The organism is Streptomyces sp. NPDC053542 (assembly GCF_044544685.1).
Lineage (GTDB): Bacteria > Actinomycetota > Actinomycetes > Streptomycetales > Streptomycetaceae > Streptomyces.
Genome location: NZ_JBITXL010000008.1, coordinates 259,103 through 272,945 on the forward strand (window position 1 = coordinate 259,103; position 13,843 = coordinate 272,945).

Genomic DNA, 13,843 nt, shown 5'->3' on the forward strand with positions numbered 1-13,843 from the left:
GGCCACAAGCCGCCCACGCGGTGCAGCTCACACCGGCGGCCGCCGCGACCCCCACACGCGACGGCCGCCTGTGGCGTTCCGGTACGGAGCGCCTGCCCCGGTGGAAGCGCCCCTCATTCCGGCCGGGTCCGCGCCCAGGAGTGCGTGGTGCCCTGGCACGGGCTGAAGGCGCGGCCCGTGGTGAGGACCAGTACCGACGTCATCGCGGCCAGTAAGTACGCGGTGGTGGCCAGGTCCAGCGTCCCCTCGGCGCTGTGCGTCCCGGTGCTGAAGGCGTCGGTGACCGCGTAGCCCACCACCGTCCGCACCGTGAGGTAGAGCTGTACCGCGGCGAAGACCAGCAGTGCGCCGCGCATGTCCCGCCGCCCGCTCAGCGCCAGCGCGCCGACCACCAGCCAGCCGGCGATGGCGGCGAGCGCGGCGAAGCCGGGCCCGGTGACCGGCGCGTCCGCGGAGGGGAGCACGGCCGCGTCCACGGCGCCCGCCAGCCAGGTCCCGGCCCCCTTCGTGCCGTCGGTCAGCAGCCGCACCGTCCAGGCCGCCTGGACCAGCCCGGCCAGGAGGAACAGCACCCCGCAGATCCGGGAGAGCCGCCCGCGCCACCAGGCCCCGGCGGCCGGTCCCGGCTCCGTGCGCGCCGGGAGGAGGGCGCAGAGTACGACCAGCCCGGTGAGCAGGCCGAGTACGTGGGTGGCCAGCGTCCAGCCGCCCATTGCCTCGAAGCTGTACGCGGAGCGGTAGCCGGGGTGCAGCAGCCCGATGACCTCGCGCAGCGAGCGGGCCAGCACCAGGCAGGCGAGCAGCAGGGCGGCCGGGCGGGCGAGGGTGCGCTGTGCCGTTGCCGCGCCGGCCACCGCCGCCAGTGCCACCGCGAGCGCCCACTCCTGCGGTCCCAGTGCGCCCACCGGTCCGGCCAGTGGGTTGAAGAGTCCCTCGACGAAGTCCAGGGGGCCCACCCGGGCGTCGGCCACGCCGGTCACCACCCAGGCGATGAGGGCGCCCGCGTACAGCCCGAGGGCCAGTCCGGTGGCGAGGTAGGCGCCGCTGTGTTCGGGCGCCGCCCGGCCGGGGTCGGCGCCCGGCCGCACATCGAGCAGCCCGCCGTCCTGCATCACCATGACCGACCCCCGATCCGCCGTGCGCCACCCTCATTGTTCAAGGACGGCATGCGTACGTAGGGAGGTTCCACCCCTGTGTGTCGCGTGTTCCGGGGTCCCGGGCACCCGCCGGGCACCGCTCAGCGCACTCGTCCCGCGACCGCGGTGACGAAGTCGCGTATCTCCTGCCGGGTGCGGGCGCGCAGTTCGGTGAGCTCCTCCCGGTCGTCCACCCAGTGCAATTGCGTCACGTCCGCCAGCAGGCGTTCGGTCAGCTCCACCACTTCGGCGTCGTCGCTGACCAGCTGCGCGCGGAACATCGCTTCGTGGGCGGCGTACCGCGTCTTGTACTGCTCCTCGCGCAGTTCGGGGCTGTCCTCGTCGCAGCGGTCCTCGTCGTGCAGGACGAACCACCGGTGGACCAGCACGCGGCGGTAGTCCAGCAGCGTGCCGGCGAACGCGCAGTAGGCGTCGATGCGTTCCTGCCGCAGTTTCTCGTCGCGCGCGAGGGCGTGGCTGCGTTCGGTTTCCTGGCGCTGGAAGAAATGGGTGATGCCGGCTCCGAGGAGCGTGCCGACCACGGCCACCACGCTGGTAACAACTGCCTCCATACGGACAGTTGATCACTTCGGCCCCGTGCGGCGACAGGGGGAGAGACCGTGCGGCGACGGGGGCGGGGGTGCCTGCCCGCTCCTTCCGCTTCGGTGATCGTGGGGCAAGATGGCCTCCATGGGGAGCTTCGGGGGACACGGCCGCTTGATCGCCGGCCGGTACCGGCTGGACGGGAGGCTGGGCCGCGGCGGCATGGGCACGGTCTGGCGGGCCACCGATGAACTGCTGGGCCGGCAGGTCGCGGTCAAGGAGCTGAACCTCGACGACGATCAGGACGACGCGGACACTTCCGTACAGCGCGAGCGGATGCTGCGCGAGGCCCGTACGGTCGCGCAGATCAAGCATCCGAACGTGATCGTCGTGCACGACGTGGTCATGCAGGACGAGCGTCCGTGGCTGGTCATGGAGCTGGTGGACGGCGGCTCGCTGGCCGACCGGCTGGCGAGCGGGGGGCCGCTGGCGCCGCGCGAGGCGGCCCGGATCGGCGTCGCGCTGCTCGGCGCGCTGCGCGTGGCGCACGCCAGAGGCGTCCTGCACCGCGACATCAAGCCCGCCAACGTGCTGCTGGAAGCGGGCACGGGCCGGGTGGTCCTCACCGACTTCGGCATCGCGCAGGTGCCGGGTGCCACGACGCTGACCGAGAGCGGCGCGTTCGTCGGGTCGCCCGAGTACACCGCGCCCGAGCGGATGGCGGGCCGCGGCACGGGCCCGGAGGGCGACCTGTGGTCGCTCGGGGTGCTGCTGTGCGCGGCGCTGAGCGGCGGCGAGACGCCCTTCCACCGCGACTCCATCGGCGGCGTGCTGCACGCCGTCGTCTCCGACGAGATCCGCATCCCCGAGGCGGCCCGGCCGCTGTACACGGTCGTCGCCGGGCTGCTGCGGCGGGACACGGAGCACCGGCTGACCGTCGCGGCCACCGAGCGGCTGCTGCGCGGCTACCTCCAGACCGGCCGGATGCCGGAGCCGGGCGCCGCGCTCGGCCCCGAGGAGCGGCCGCCCTTACTCACCGGGCCCGCCCGGCAGTCCGCGCCGCTCCGGGACGCGCTCGACGGCCGGGCGCTGGCGGCCGCCGCGCGCCCGCACACCGGGCGTACCCGGAACGTGCGCAACGTACTGCTCGCCGTGACGGCGGCGCTGGCGCTGGCCGCCGCGGGCGCCGGGATCGCCGCGCTGGTACTGAACGGGCGGGGCGCGGACGACGGCAAGACGCCCGCCACGCACTCCCCGCTCCCGACCCCGACCGCGTCCAAAAGCCCAGGTCAGAGCGGTACCGCCGGGCCCACGCCCACCGCGCCCACGGTGCCGGCCGGGTACACGACCGTCCGCGACCCGGAGGGCTTCTCCCTCGCGGTACCGGAGGGGTTCACGCGCTCCTACGAGAAGCCGCGGGTGTACTACTACTCCGCGGGGCGCCGGTTCCGGCTGGGCATCCACGCGCAGCCGCCGCAGCCGGGCGGACCGCTGGGCACGATGCGCGACGCGCACATCAACGGCCCGCAGAATTACCGGGGTTACCGAAACGGCCGGGTCACCGCCACCACCCACGGCGGCCATCGCGCCGCGCTGTGGGAGTTCACCTGGGACGGCGGGCCCGAGGACGGCGGGCCGCGCCGCACCTATGACCTCAGCTGGGACGAGGGGGGCCGGATGTACGACGTGTGGATCTCCGCGCCGGCCGGTGACCGGAAGGTGGCGAAACGACACTTCGACACCGCGCTGGCGACCTTCCGGGTGCTGCGGCCGCCGCCGGCCGGCTGAGCGTCCGCCGGTTGCTGCTGGACAAAACTGCTGTACAGCGGCGTTCTGGCCAGTGATCACTGGCGTAATTGTGGGCAGCCGGTGAAAACTCATTACTCCCGGGTACACAAAGTGTGTCCGGAGGCATACCCTCGGCGCCATGACGGACTCGCTGGACACCGCACAGACCGCGCCCGCCGACGGCAACCCGGTGGCCTCCGCCGCCGCGGGCAGCCGCACCGCCGCCGACGTGGTCACCAAGGACCTGGTCGCCCGCCTCACCCGGGGCGTGGTCGGCAGCGGCCGGACGGCGAACCACACGCCGTTCACCGGAGAGGTCCTCGCCGAGCTGCCCGAATCCACCCCCGAGGACGTCGCGGACGCCTTCGAGCGGGCCCGCGTGGCCCAGCGCCAGTGGGCGGCCACCCCGGTACGCAAGCGCGCCGCGGTCCTGCTCCGCTTCCACGACCTCGTACTGCAGCGCCAGGCCGAGGTGCTGGACCTCATCCAGCTGGAGACCGGCAAGGCCCGGCTGCACGCCCACGAGGAGATCCAGGCGGTCGCCGTCGCCGCCCGCCACTACGGCCGCAAGGCCCCGGCGTACCTGAAGCCCAAGGGCCACACCGGCGTCGTGCCGACCCTCACCAAGGTCACCGAACTCCGCAAGCCCAAGGGCGTGGTGGGCCAGATAGCGCCCTGGAACTACCCCTTCGAGCTGTCCGTCGGCGACGCCCTGCCGGCCTTCGTCGCGGGCAACGCCGTCGTCATGAAGCCCGATACCGAGACCGCGCTGACCGCCCTGTGGGCGCGCGAGCAGCTGATCGAGGCGGGCCTGCCGCCGGAGGTCTGGCAGGTCGTGATCGGCGACGGCCCCGTCGTCGGCCCCGAGGTCGTCAAGCACGCCGACTACGTCTCCTTCACCGGTTCCACCCGCACCGGCCGCGAGGTCGCCCAGGGCGCGGCGGCCCGCCTCGTCGGCTGCTCGCTCGAACTGGGCGGCAAGAACGCCATGCTGGTGCTGCACGACGCGGACATCGACAAGGCGGCGGCCGGCGCCGTCCGCGGCTGCTTCTCCTCCGCGGGCCAGCTGTGCATATCCATCGAGCGGCTCTACGTCCACGAGTCCATCGCCGACGAGTTCGCCGAGCGCTTCGCGGCCCGTACGAAGGCCATGCGGCTGGGCAACGCCCTCGCGTACGGCGCCGACATGGGCTCCCTCGTCGGCGAGCGCCAGCTGGAGACCGTCACCCGGCACGTCGAGGAGGCCGTCGCCAAGGGTGCCCGGCTGCTCGCGGGCGGCAGGCCGCGCCCCGACATCGGCCCGCTCTTCTACGAGCCCACCATCCTCGACGGCGTCCAGGCCCCGATGGCCGTGTGCAACGAGGAGACGTTCGGCCCGGTCGTCTCGATCTACCGCTTCAGCGACGAGGAAGAGGCGATCACCCTCGCCAACGCCACGCCCTACGGCCTGAACTCCAGCGTCTGGACCAAGGACGGCCGCCGCGGCCGCAAGATCGCCGCCCGGCTGAACACCGGCACCGTCAACGTCAACGAGTCCTACGCGGCCGGCTACGGCAGCGTCCAGTCCCCGATGGGCGGCATGGGCGACTCCGGCCTCGGCCGCCGCCACGGCTCCGAGGGCATCCTCAAGTACACCGAGGCCCAGACCGTCGCGCACCAGCGCGTCATGCCGCTGGCCCCGTCCTTCGGCATGGACGACGAGAAGTACGCCGCCTTCATGTCCCTCAGCCTGAAGGCCATGAAGGCCATCAGGCTCCGCTGACGCCATACGTCTCTCGGGCCGCCGCTGCGGGCAGTCGTGCCGCTGGGGCGGCACGGGTGGGCGCAGCGGCACCCCACCGGCAGGCAGCCGGGAAAACGTCCCCAGCCCCGACCCGCACACCTCAAGGAGCGCCGATGTCAGGGGAGAGCTCTACCCAGAACCAGGCCCCCGCGGACGGCTACGACTACGACGTAGTCGTCATAGGCAGCGGCTTCGGCGGCTCCGTATCCGCCCTCCGCCTCACCGAGAAGGGCTACCGCGTCGGCGTACTGGAAGCCGGCCGCCGCTTCACCCGCGAGACGCTGCCCAAGAACTCCTGGGACATCCGCAACTACCTCTGGGCCCCGGCCCTGGGCTGCTACGGCATCCAGCGCGTTCACCTGCTCGGCAATGTCATGGTCCTGGCGGGCGCCGGGGTGGGCGGCGGCTCGCTCAACTACGCCAACACCCTCTACGTACCGCCCAAGCAGTTCTTCGACGACCAGCAGTGGGGCCACATCACCGACTGGCAGGACGAGCTCAAGCCGTACTACGACCAGGCGCAGCGGATGCTGGGCGTACGGCTGAACCCGACCATGACCCCCTCCGACGTCCACCTCAGGGCCGCCGCCGAGAAGATGGGCGTGGGCGACACCTTCCACATGGCGCCGGTCGGCGTCTTCTTCGGTGACGGCAAGGACGCCGACGGCACGGCGAAGGCGGCGCCCGGCGGCGAGGTGCCCGACCCGTACTTCGGCGGCGCGGGCCCGTCCCGCAAGGCGTGCTCCGAGTGCGGCGAGTGCATGACCGGCTGCCGGCACGGCGCGAAGAACACCCTCAACGAGAACTACCTCTACCTCGCGGAGAAGGCCGGCGCGGTCATCCACCCGATGACCTCCGTCGTCGCCCTCACCGAGGACTCCCGGGGCGGCTTCGCGGTCCGTACCCTGCCCACCGACGACAAGCGCAAGGGCAAGGGCCGCACCTTCACGGCCCGCCGGGTCGTGATCGCCGCGGGCACGTACGGCACCCAGACCCTCCTCCACAAGATGAAGGACACCGGCCTGCTGCCCCACCTCTCGCCCAAGCTGGGCGAGCTGACCCGTACCAACTCCGAGGCGCTGGTGGGCGCGCTCACCGACAACCGCCGCTACCGCAAGAAGACCGGCGAGAAGAAGGTCGACTTCACCCGCGGCGTGGCGATCACGTCCTCCATCCACCCGGACGCCGACACCCACATCGAACCGGTCCGTTACGGCAAGGGCTCCAACGCGATGGGCGGCCTGTCCCTCTTCCAGGTCCCGGTACGGGACGGCGCCGCGGCCCGCGTCCTCGGCTTCCTCGCCAACTCGGTGCGCCACCCGATCTGTTCGCTCCGCTCCCTCTCCAATCGCCGCTGGTCGGAGCGGACCATCATCGGCCTGGTCATGCAGTCGCTGGACAACTCCCTGACCACGTACCGGAAGCCGCGCGGCATCGGAAAGGGCCTGCTTACGGCCCGTCAGGGCCACGGCGCGCCCAACCCGGCGCAGATCCCGGCCGCTGCCAAGGCCGCCACGCTGATCGCCGAGGACATCAACGGCTTCCCCGGCAGCAACGTCGGCGAGCTGATGGGCACCCCGCTGACCGCGCACTTCCTCGGCGGCTGCCCGATCGGCGAGGACGCGGACCACGGCGTCATCGATCCGTACCACCGCCTCCACGGCCACCCCGGCATCTCCGTCGTCGACGGCTCGGCGGTCTCCGCGAACCTCGGCGTCAACCCGTCCCTCACGATCACGGCCCAGGCCGAACGCGCGATGTCCCTCTGGCCGAACAAGGGCGAGGCGGACCCGCGCCCGGCCCCGGGCCGCCCGTACGAACGGCTGACGCCGGTGGAGCCGCAGAATCCGGCGGTACCGGAGAAGGCGTTCGCGGCACTGAAGCTGCCGTTCCTCCCGGTACCAGCGGTGCCAAAATCGAGCCCGTCCGGCGATTGAGGACATCTTTGACGCGTACGACGAGGGGCCGCACCCGGCAGACCAGGCGCGGCCCCTCACAGCTCAGCCGGCGTTACCGGCCTTACGCGGCGACGCCGCCCGTCTTACGGCGACGCACGACGAAGATCGCCCCCGCGCCCACCGCCATCGTGACCCCGGCCACCGCCGCGATCGTCGGCAGCGCCGAGGACGAACCGGTCTCGGCGAGCTTCCCGGTGACCGGCAGCTCCTTCAGCCCGCCCTGCGGCGCCGGCTCGTTGGGCTTGCGGTCGCTCGGCTTGCCGGTCGCCGGCGGCACCGAGCCGGGGTTGCTGCCCGCGACCAGGACGTCGAACTCGTACTCCGAGCCCTCGGAGTAACCGCACTCGCCGTCCGCGTTCTGGTACGCGCCGATGGCGAACGCGAAACCGTAGCTGCCCGGCGTCTTCGCGTCGACCTTCAGCCGCAGCTTGGCGTCGGCGTACTCACCGGGCGCGAGGTCGGCGAGGGAGGCGAAGTAGCCGTACTCGTCGACGTTCTCCCAGACGCCCGCGCCCTCGTCGTACCACTGCACGGTCAGCAGGTGCGAGACGTCGTCGAAGTTCTCGTTCTCGATGGCCGAGAGCATGACGTACGCGTCGACGGACGTCATCGCCACGTCGGAGGTGTTCGTGGCGCGGAACGTGAGGTTGTGCCAGCCCGAACCGGCCACGACCTTGCTGGGCAGCCCGCGCAGGGTGGTGGTGATCGCCGCCTCGTCCGACGGGGTCTCGCACTCCGCGGGGTCGGTGGGCTCGTCGCTGGGCGAGGTGCTGGGCGCGGGGGTGGTGGCCTCGTCGGTGGGCTTGTCGCTCGGCGTCTCGCTGGGCGTGCCGCTCGGCGCCGGGCTGCTGGGCTCATCGGTGGGCGGCTCCGACGGCTCGGCGGACCCGGAGGGCTCCGGGTCGGACGGCTCGGTCGTCGGGTCGGTCGGGGTGTCCCCGTCACCCGGCTCCGTCGGCGTCTCGGACGCGGACGCGCTCGGGGAGGCGCTGGGGTTCTCGTCCGTCGCATATGCGGCCGGCGCCGCCATGAGCGCGGCGGGAGCGATGACGGCCGTCGCGGCGGCAGCCGTCAGTGCACGGCGAAGCTTCATCGTGTCAAGACCTCTTCGGGGTCCGGAGTGCCGAGGGGGGAAGGCACGAAAGCGGTGGCGGGCCGTCGCGGTGGGGCGCGGTATGGCCGTGCGTTTACACGTACATGACCAGCCAACCGGCGCAAAGGTTGCACACGAGATCCGCATATCTGCGGGAAACAGAGCGAAGGGCCCCGAGGTGCCGTCCGCGAGGGGGGTGCGGGCGACCGCGGGGCCCTTGCTGCCCGGCGCCGTCGTCAGGGCAGCGGCGGCGCCGAAGGAAGGCGCCGGGGGGAGGGGCGCCTATGAGGCTCTGCTGGCCTTACTGGCTCTACTGGTGCCGTGAAGCTCTGCCGGTATAGACCAATGGCAGCACCAGAAGCCACCCGAGTACGGGGTAATCGGCTCTTCATGCATCGTGCTGGATGCGCCTCATCCGGCGCAACCGTTTCGACCGGATGCGGTCGGCCCCAGGCGTCCCCGGGGCCGACCGCCCCATCGGATGTGGCCGGGCTGCTGTCCCCTGCCGACCGGCCACAGCACCGCAGCGAGGTCCCACGGCGCCGTCCGCTGCAATCCGGACGACGTCTCATCGCTTCGGCGTTCCCGCCCACAAGGCGGCGTCTACGCGTAGTCCTGCAGACCGCACCTGGCTGGCGTGGCACCGGGAACAACGAAGCCCCGAGCCGCCCGGTCACGGTCCGTACGGGTGAGCCGCCGTCCGCACCTCGTACGGGTGAGGCGCGCCCCGAACGCGGATCCGCCGGAACTCAGATCCGCCCGCGGCACAGCTCCAGCAGTGTCATCGCCAGCGCGGTGCCGGGCCGCCCCAGCTGGTCGCGGAAGTGCTCCAGGACCTCCATCTCGCGGGAGAGGCTCACCCGGCGCCCGCCCGAGGCGATCCGCTCTTTCTGGATCACGGCCGACACGGCCATCCGTTCCTGTACGAGGCCGATGATCCGGCCGTCGAGATCGTCGATCCGCCGGCGCGCGTCGCCGATCAGGGCGGCCGCCTCCTCGGTCCGCGCACCGGTCTCAGGGCGGGGCTTGGTCGTGGTCGTGCTGCCGCTGCCGCTGCCGGTCGTCGTGGTGCTGCTCATATCCGTCTCCTGGCTTCTGGATTCTCGGTTCTGGGATCTGGGTTCTGGGATCTTCAGGAATCGATCCCGTGGCCCCGGAACCGCACCGCCCGGAGGGGAGAACACCAGCGCCCCGGGCCTTGTACGGCCCGGGGCGGCTGGGAAGTCGCTTGTCGCTGTGATCAGCGGTTCATGCAGCGCGACCATGGCAGCCGGACGGGCCGGTGCCATAGGTAAAGACGAAGGTCAGCTGCGTGAACATGGGGCTCAGTATGTGCCCGTTAGAATCGAAAGTCCAACCCCATCGCTCCACCACCGCCGGAAGGCCGCCGAAGTGTCAGCAGCGCCCCCCGCCGCCGCCCCGGATGTCGTCCTCGTTGTCGACTTCGGCGCGCAGTATGCCCAGCTCATCGCCCGCCGCGTCCGCGAGGCGCGGATCTACAGCGAGATCGTGCCCTCGACCATGCCGGTCGAGGAGATGCTCGCGAAGAACCCCAAGGCGATCATCCTCTCCGGCGGTCCGTCGTCGGTGTACGAAGAAGGCGCCCCGAGCATCGACCGTGCCCTGTTCGAGGCCGGTGTCCCCGTCTTCGGCATGTGCTACGGCTTCCAGCTGATGGCCGTGAAGCTCGGCGGCACGGTGGACAACACCGGTGCGCGTGAGTACGGCCGTACCCCGCTGGCCGTTTCCAAGACCAGCTCCACGCTCTTCGAGGGCACCCCGGCCGAGCAGTCGGTGTGGATGTCGCACGGCGACGCCTGCTCCGCCGCTCCCGAGGGCTTCACGGTCTCCGCCTCCACCGACGTCGTCCCGGTGGCCGCGTTCGAGAACGACGAGAAGAAGCTGTACGGCGTGCAGTACCACCCCGAGGTGATGCACACCACGCACGGCCAGCAGGTACTGGAGCACTTCCTCTACCGCGGCGCCGGCATCGAGCCCAACTGGACGATGGGCAACATCATCGAGGAGCAGGTCTCCGCGATCCGCGAGCAGGTCGGCACGAAGCGTGCCATCTGCGGCCTCTCCGGCGGCGTGGACTCCGCGGTCGCCGCGGCGCTCGTCCAGAAGGCCATCGGTGACCAGCTGACCTGCGTGTACGTCGACCACGGCCTGATGCGCAAGGGCGAGACCGAGCAGGTCGAGAAGGACTTCGTCGCGGCCACCGGCGTTCAGCTGAAGGTCGTCGACGCGTCCGAGCGCTTCCTCTCCGCGCTCGCCGGGGTCTCCGACCCCGAGGAGAAGCGGAAGATCATCGGCCGCGAGTTCATCCGGGTCTTCGAGCAGGCCCAGGCCGAGATCATCGCCGAGGCGGGTGCCGCCGGCGAGCCGGTCGAGTTCCTGGTCCAGGGCACGCTGTACCCGGACATCGTCGAGTCCGGCGGCGGCACGGGCACGGCCAACATCAAGTCCCACCACAACGTGGGCGGCCTCCCCGAGGACCTGGAGTTCAAGCTCATCGAGCCGCTCCGCCAGCTCTTCAAGGACGAGGTCCGGATGGTCGGCGCCGAGCTGGGCCTGCCCGAGGAGATCGTCCAGCGCCAGCCGTTCCCCGGCCCGGGCCTCGGCATCCGCATCGTCGGCGAGGTCACGAAGGACCGCCTCGACCTCCTCCGCGAGGCCGACGCGATCGCCCGCGAGGAGCTCACCGCCGCCGGCCTGGACCGCGAGATCTGGCAGTGCCCGGTGGTCCTGCTGGCCGACGTCCGCTCGGTCGGCGTCCAGGGCGACGGCCGCACGTACGGCCACCCGATCGTCCTCCGTCCCGTCTCCTCCGAGGACGCGATGACGGCCGACTGGACCCGCATGCCGTACGACGTCCTGGGCCGCATCTCCACCCGCATCACCAACGAGGTCGCGGACGTCAACCGCGTCGTCCTCGACGTCACGAGCAAGCCCCCGGGCACGATCGAGTGGGAGTGACCTTCCCGTAGGGACACTCCCGGTCAACGCCGACGCCGTCGCTCATTCGTTTGAGCGGCGGCGTTGTCGTTCCCCCGCCCGGAAGCCGGGCCCGGGCAAGGCTGTCGGCGTGCGCACCGATGAGCTGTTTCCCGAGTGGCCCAGGCCGCCGTACGAGGGCTTCGAGGCCGAAGACCTCTTCTGCCTCCGTGATCTACCGCCGCACACCCAGCTGATCGACGGCAGCTTCGTCTTCCGCAGCCGCCAGAGCATCTTCCATACGCAGACCAACGGCCGGCTGGAGCGTGGCCTGAGGCGTACGGTTCCGGCGCACTTGAATGTACGCCGAGAGATGGTCGTCGTCCTGGGGCGGCGGCAGGCCCTTGAGCCCGATATCTCGGTGATCCGGGCGGATGCCGTCGACGGCCCGGACACGGACCGTTACTACGCGCCTGACGTGGTCCTTGCGGTGGAAACGGTGTCTCCGGACTCCGCGGAGCGGGATCGCCACCGCAAGCCACAGCTCTACGCCGACGCGGGCATCCCGCACTTCTGGCGCGTCGAGATGGCGGATGGCGAGGGGACTGTGGCCCACGTCCACGAACTCGACCCCGCCGCCCGGGCCTATCGTGCCACCGGCACACACCTCGACCGCGTCGCGCTTTCCCTCCCCTTCCTCATCGACATCGACCTGGCGGAGATCGACAACCTCTGACAGCTGTTGACGGCCTCCCCTCCCGCGCGGAAAATTGATTCCGTACTACGGAACATAGGTCCGCGATGCGGAAGTAAGTGGGGCACGGCATGAGCACCATCGGTTTCATCGGACTCGGGATCATGGGCAGCCCGATGGCGGTCAACCTGGCGAAGGCCGGGCACACCGTCCGCGGGTGGAACCGCAGCCCCGGGAAGGCGGACGCGCTGGTCGAGGCCGGCGGTACGGAGGCCGCGAGCATCGCCGAGGCCGTCCGGGGCGCCGACGTGGTCATCACGATGGTGCCCGCGTCGCCGCAGGTCGAAGAGGTCGCGTACGGGGACGACGGCATCCTCGCGAACGCCAAGGACGGCGCGCTGCTGATCGACATGTCCTCGATCACCCCGCAGACCTCGATCGACCTGGCCGCGCGGGCCAAGGAGCACGGCGTGCGGGTGCTGGACGCGCCCGTGTCCGGCGGCGAGGCCGGCGCCATCGAAGGCGTGCTCTCGATCATGGTCGGCGGTGAGCAGGCCGACTTCGAGGCCGCCCGGCCCGTACTGGAAGCCATGGGCACGACGATCGTGCACTGCGGCCCGCACGGCGCCGGCCAGACCGTGAAGGCCGCCAACCAGCTCATCGTCGCCATCAACATCCAGGCGTGCGCCGAGGCCGTCGGATTCCTGGAGAAGTCCGGCGTGGACCTGGAAGCCGCGCTGGAGGTGCTCAACGGCGGGCTCGCCGGCTCGGCCGTACTGACCCGCAAGAAGGCCAACTTCCTCGCCGGAGACTACCGCCCCGGCTTCAAGCTCGCGCTGCACCACAAGGACATGGGCATCGTCACGGACGCCGCCCGCACCGTCGGCGCGACGCTGCCCGTCGGCGCCACCGCGGCCCAGCTCATCGCCTCGGCCGTGGCCCGCGGCGACGGGGACCTGGACCACTCGGCGCTGCTCCGCGGCGTCCGCCTGATGAGCGGCCAGGAAGAGAAGTAACCGGTACGACTGGCCTCTTCACTTACGGCGGCGTAGCTTCCGGTGCGAGCCGCTGGTACGCACGCGTACGAAGAGGAGAACCGCTATGCCCGAGCCGACGCCGATACCCACCGACCAGCTCCAGTTCGCGATGCCGCCGGCGCACGCGACCGTCGGGGAGGAGCGCCGGTACCGCAAGGAGCGGCTCGCCGTGGCGCTGCGGCTCTTCGGCCGGTACGGCTTCGAGGAGGGCGTGGCGGGCCACATCACCGTCCGGGACCCGGAGTTCACCGACTGCTTCTGGGTGAATCCCTTCGGGATGTCCTTCCGGCACATCACCGTGAGCGACCTGCTGCTCGTCAACCGCGAGGGGCAGGTCGTCGAGGGCCGCCACCACGTCAACCAGGCCGCGTTCGCGATCCACGCGCAGATCCACGCCGCCCGCCCGGACGTCGTCGCCGCGGCGCACAGCCACTCCACGTACGGCCGGGCGCTGGCCGCGCTCGGCGAGCCGCTGGAGCCGATCACGCAGGACGTGTGCGCGTTCTACGAGGACCACGCGGTGTTCGACGAGTACACGGGGGTCGTCGTGGACGAGGCGGAGGGCGCGCGGATCGCGGCGGCGCTCGGGCCGCGCAAGGCGGTGATCCTGCGCAACCACGGGCTGCTGACGGTCGGCGACTCCGTGGACGCCGCGGCCTGGTGGTTCCTCACCATGGAACGGTCCTGCCAGGTGCAGCTCGCCGCGAAGGCCGCGGGCAAGCCCGTACTCATCGAGCACGGCAACGCGCTCCGCACCCGCGAGCAGCTCGGCAGCGACCTGGTGGCGTGGATCAACTACCAGCCGCTGTTCCAGCAGATCAGCCGCGAGGAGCCGGATCTGTTCGGCTGAGCCGCGGACGAGCTCGGACGGGCC

At 71.5% G+C, this 13,843-nt stretch carries 11 protein-coding genes; 7 read left to right on the forward strand and 4 right to left on the reverse strand.

Features of this window, described 5'->3' with window-relative positions; all coding sequences use genetic code 11:
* Window positions 1–113 precede the first annotated feature (113 nt).
* Window positions 114–1,118: a hypothetical protein gene (locus tag ACIGXO_RS23865; RefSeq protein ID WP_399790279.1), complete on the reverse strand. Its 1,005-nt coding sequence runs from the start codon at window positions 1,116–1,118 to the stop codon at window positions 114–116.
* 119 nt (window positions 1,119–1,237) lie between these two features.
* Window positions 1,238–1,708, reverse strand: coding sequence for a hypothetical protein (locus ACIGXO_RS23870; RefSeq protein ID WP_399790282.1), 471 nt, complete (start codon window positions 1,706–1,708; stop codon window positions 1,238–1,240).
* 118 nt (window positions 1,709–1,826) lie between these two features.
* Here ACIGXO_RS23870 and ACIGXO_RS23875 point away from each other — a divergent pair, with 118 nt between their 5' ends.
* From ACIGXO_RS23875 to ACIGXO_RS23885, 3 genes are all read left to right on the forward strand, one after another.
* Entirely contained in the window at window positions 1,827–3,467 is a 1,641-nt protein-coding gene (locus ACIGXO_RS23875; RefSeq protein WP_399790285.1) for a protein kinase, read from the forward strand.
* A gap of 139 nt (window positions 3,468–3,606) precedes the next feature.
* Complete coding sequence (locus ACIGXO_RS23880) at window positions 3,607–5,229, forward strand: succinic semialdehyde dehydrogenase (protein ID WP_399790288.1); 1,623 nt, start codon at window positions 3,607–3,609, stop codon at window positions 5,227–5,229.
* A 134-nt stretch (window positions 5,230–5,363) separates the two neighbouring features.
* Window positions 5,364–7,187, forward strand: coding sequence for a GMC oxidoreductase (locus ACIGXO_RS23885; RefSeq protein WP_399790291.1), 1,824 nt, complete (start codon window positions 5,364–5,366; stop codon window positions 7,185–7,187).
* Between the two features lie 82 nt (window positions 7,188–7,269).
* Here ACIGXO_RS23885 and ACIGXO_RS23890 read toward each other — a convergent pair whose 3' ends face one another.
* The gene (locus ACIGXO_RS23890; protein ID WP_399790294.1) at window positions 7,270–8,301 is read right to left on the reverse strand and encodes an LAETG motif-containing sortase-dependent surface protein; all 1,032 of its coding nucleotides are present in this window, start codon (window positions 8,299–8,301) and stop codon (window positions 7,270–7,272) included.
* A gap of 749 nt (window positions 8,302–9,050) precedes the next feature.
* On the reverse strand, window positions 9,051–9,380 hold the full coding sequence (locus tag ACIGXO_RS23895) for a chorismate mutase (protein WP_399790297.1): 330 nt from the start codon (window positions 9,378–9,380) through the stop codon (window positions 9,051–9,053).
* Between the two features lie 313 nt (window positions 9,381–9,693).
* Here ACIGXO_RS23895 and guaA point away from each other — a divergent pair, with 313 nt between their 5' ends.
* The 4 genes from guaA (at window position 9,694) to ACIGXO_RS23915 (ending at window position 13,819) form a co-directional block, all read left to right on the forward strand.
* Window positions 9,694–11,280 carry a glutamine-hydrolyzing GMP synthase gene (gene guaA / locus ACIGXO_RS23900; RefSeq protein ID WP_399790300.1) on the forward strand — a complete coding sequence of 529 codons (1,587 nt, stop codon included), beginning with the start codon at window positions 9,694–9,696 and terminating at the stop codon, window positions 11,278–11,280.
* A gap of 109 nt (window positions 11,281–11,389) precedes the next feature.
* Entirely contained in the window at window positions 11,390–11,974 is a 585-nt protein-coding gene (locus ACIGXO_RS23905) for a Uma2 family endonuclease (protein ID WP_399790303.1), read from the forward strand.
* Between the two features lie 89 nt (window positions 11,975–12,063).
* Window positions 12,064–12,948: a 2-hydroxy-3-oxopropionate reductase gene (locus ACIGXO_RS23910; protein WP_399790306.1), complete on the forward strand. Its 885-nt coding sequence runs from the start codon at window positions 12,064–12,066 to the stop codon at window positions 12,946–12,948.
* Between the two features lie 52 nt (window positions 12,949–13,000).
* Complete coding sequence (locus tag ACIGXO_RS23915; protein ID WP_399790637.1) at window positions 13,001–13,819, forward strand: class II aldolase/adducin family protein; 819 nt, start codon at window positions 13,001–13,003, stop codon at window positions 13,817–13,819.
* Window positions 13,820–13,843: the final 24 nt, after the last annotated feature.

Coding starts and splice junctions, on each gene's coding strand:
- ACIGXO_RS23880 (WP_399790288.1), top strand. CDS start 3,607: ATGACGGACTCGCTGGACACCGCACAGACCGCGCCCGCCGACGGCAAC.
- ACIGXO_RS23890 (WP_399790294.1), bottom strand. CDS start 8,301: ATGAAGCTTCGCCGTGCACTGACGGCTGCCGCCGCGACGGCCGTCATC.
- ACIGXO_RS23895 (WP_399790297.1), bottom strand. CDS start 9,380: ATGAGCAGCACCACGACGACCGGCAGCGGCAGCGGCAGCACGACCACG.
- ACIGXO_RS23885 (WP_399790291.1), top strand. CDS start 5,364: ATGTCAGGGGAGAGCTCTACCCAGAACCAGGCCCCCGCGGACGGCTAC.
- ACIGXO_RS23865 (WP_399790279.1), bottom strand. CDS start 1,118: ATGGTGATGCAGGACGGCGGGCTGCTCGATGTGCGGCCGGGCGCCGAC.
- ACIGXO_RS23870 (WP_399790282.1), bottom strand. CDS start 1,708: ATGGAGGCAGTTGTTACCAGCGTGGTGGCCGTGGTCGGCACGCTCCTC.
- ACIGXO_RS23910 (WP_399790306.1), top strand. CDS start 12,064: ATGAGCACCATCGGTTTCATCGGACTCGGGATCATGGGCAGCCCGATG.
- ACIGXO_RS23875 (WP_399790285.1), top strand. CDS start 1,827: ATGGGGAGCTTCGGGGGACACGGCCGCTTGATCGCCGGCCGGTACCGG.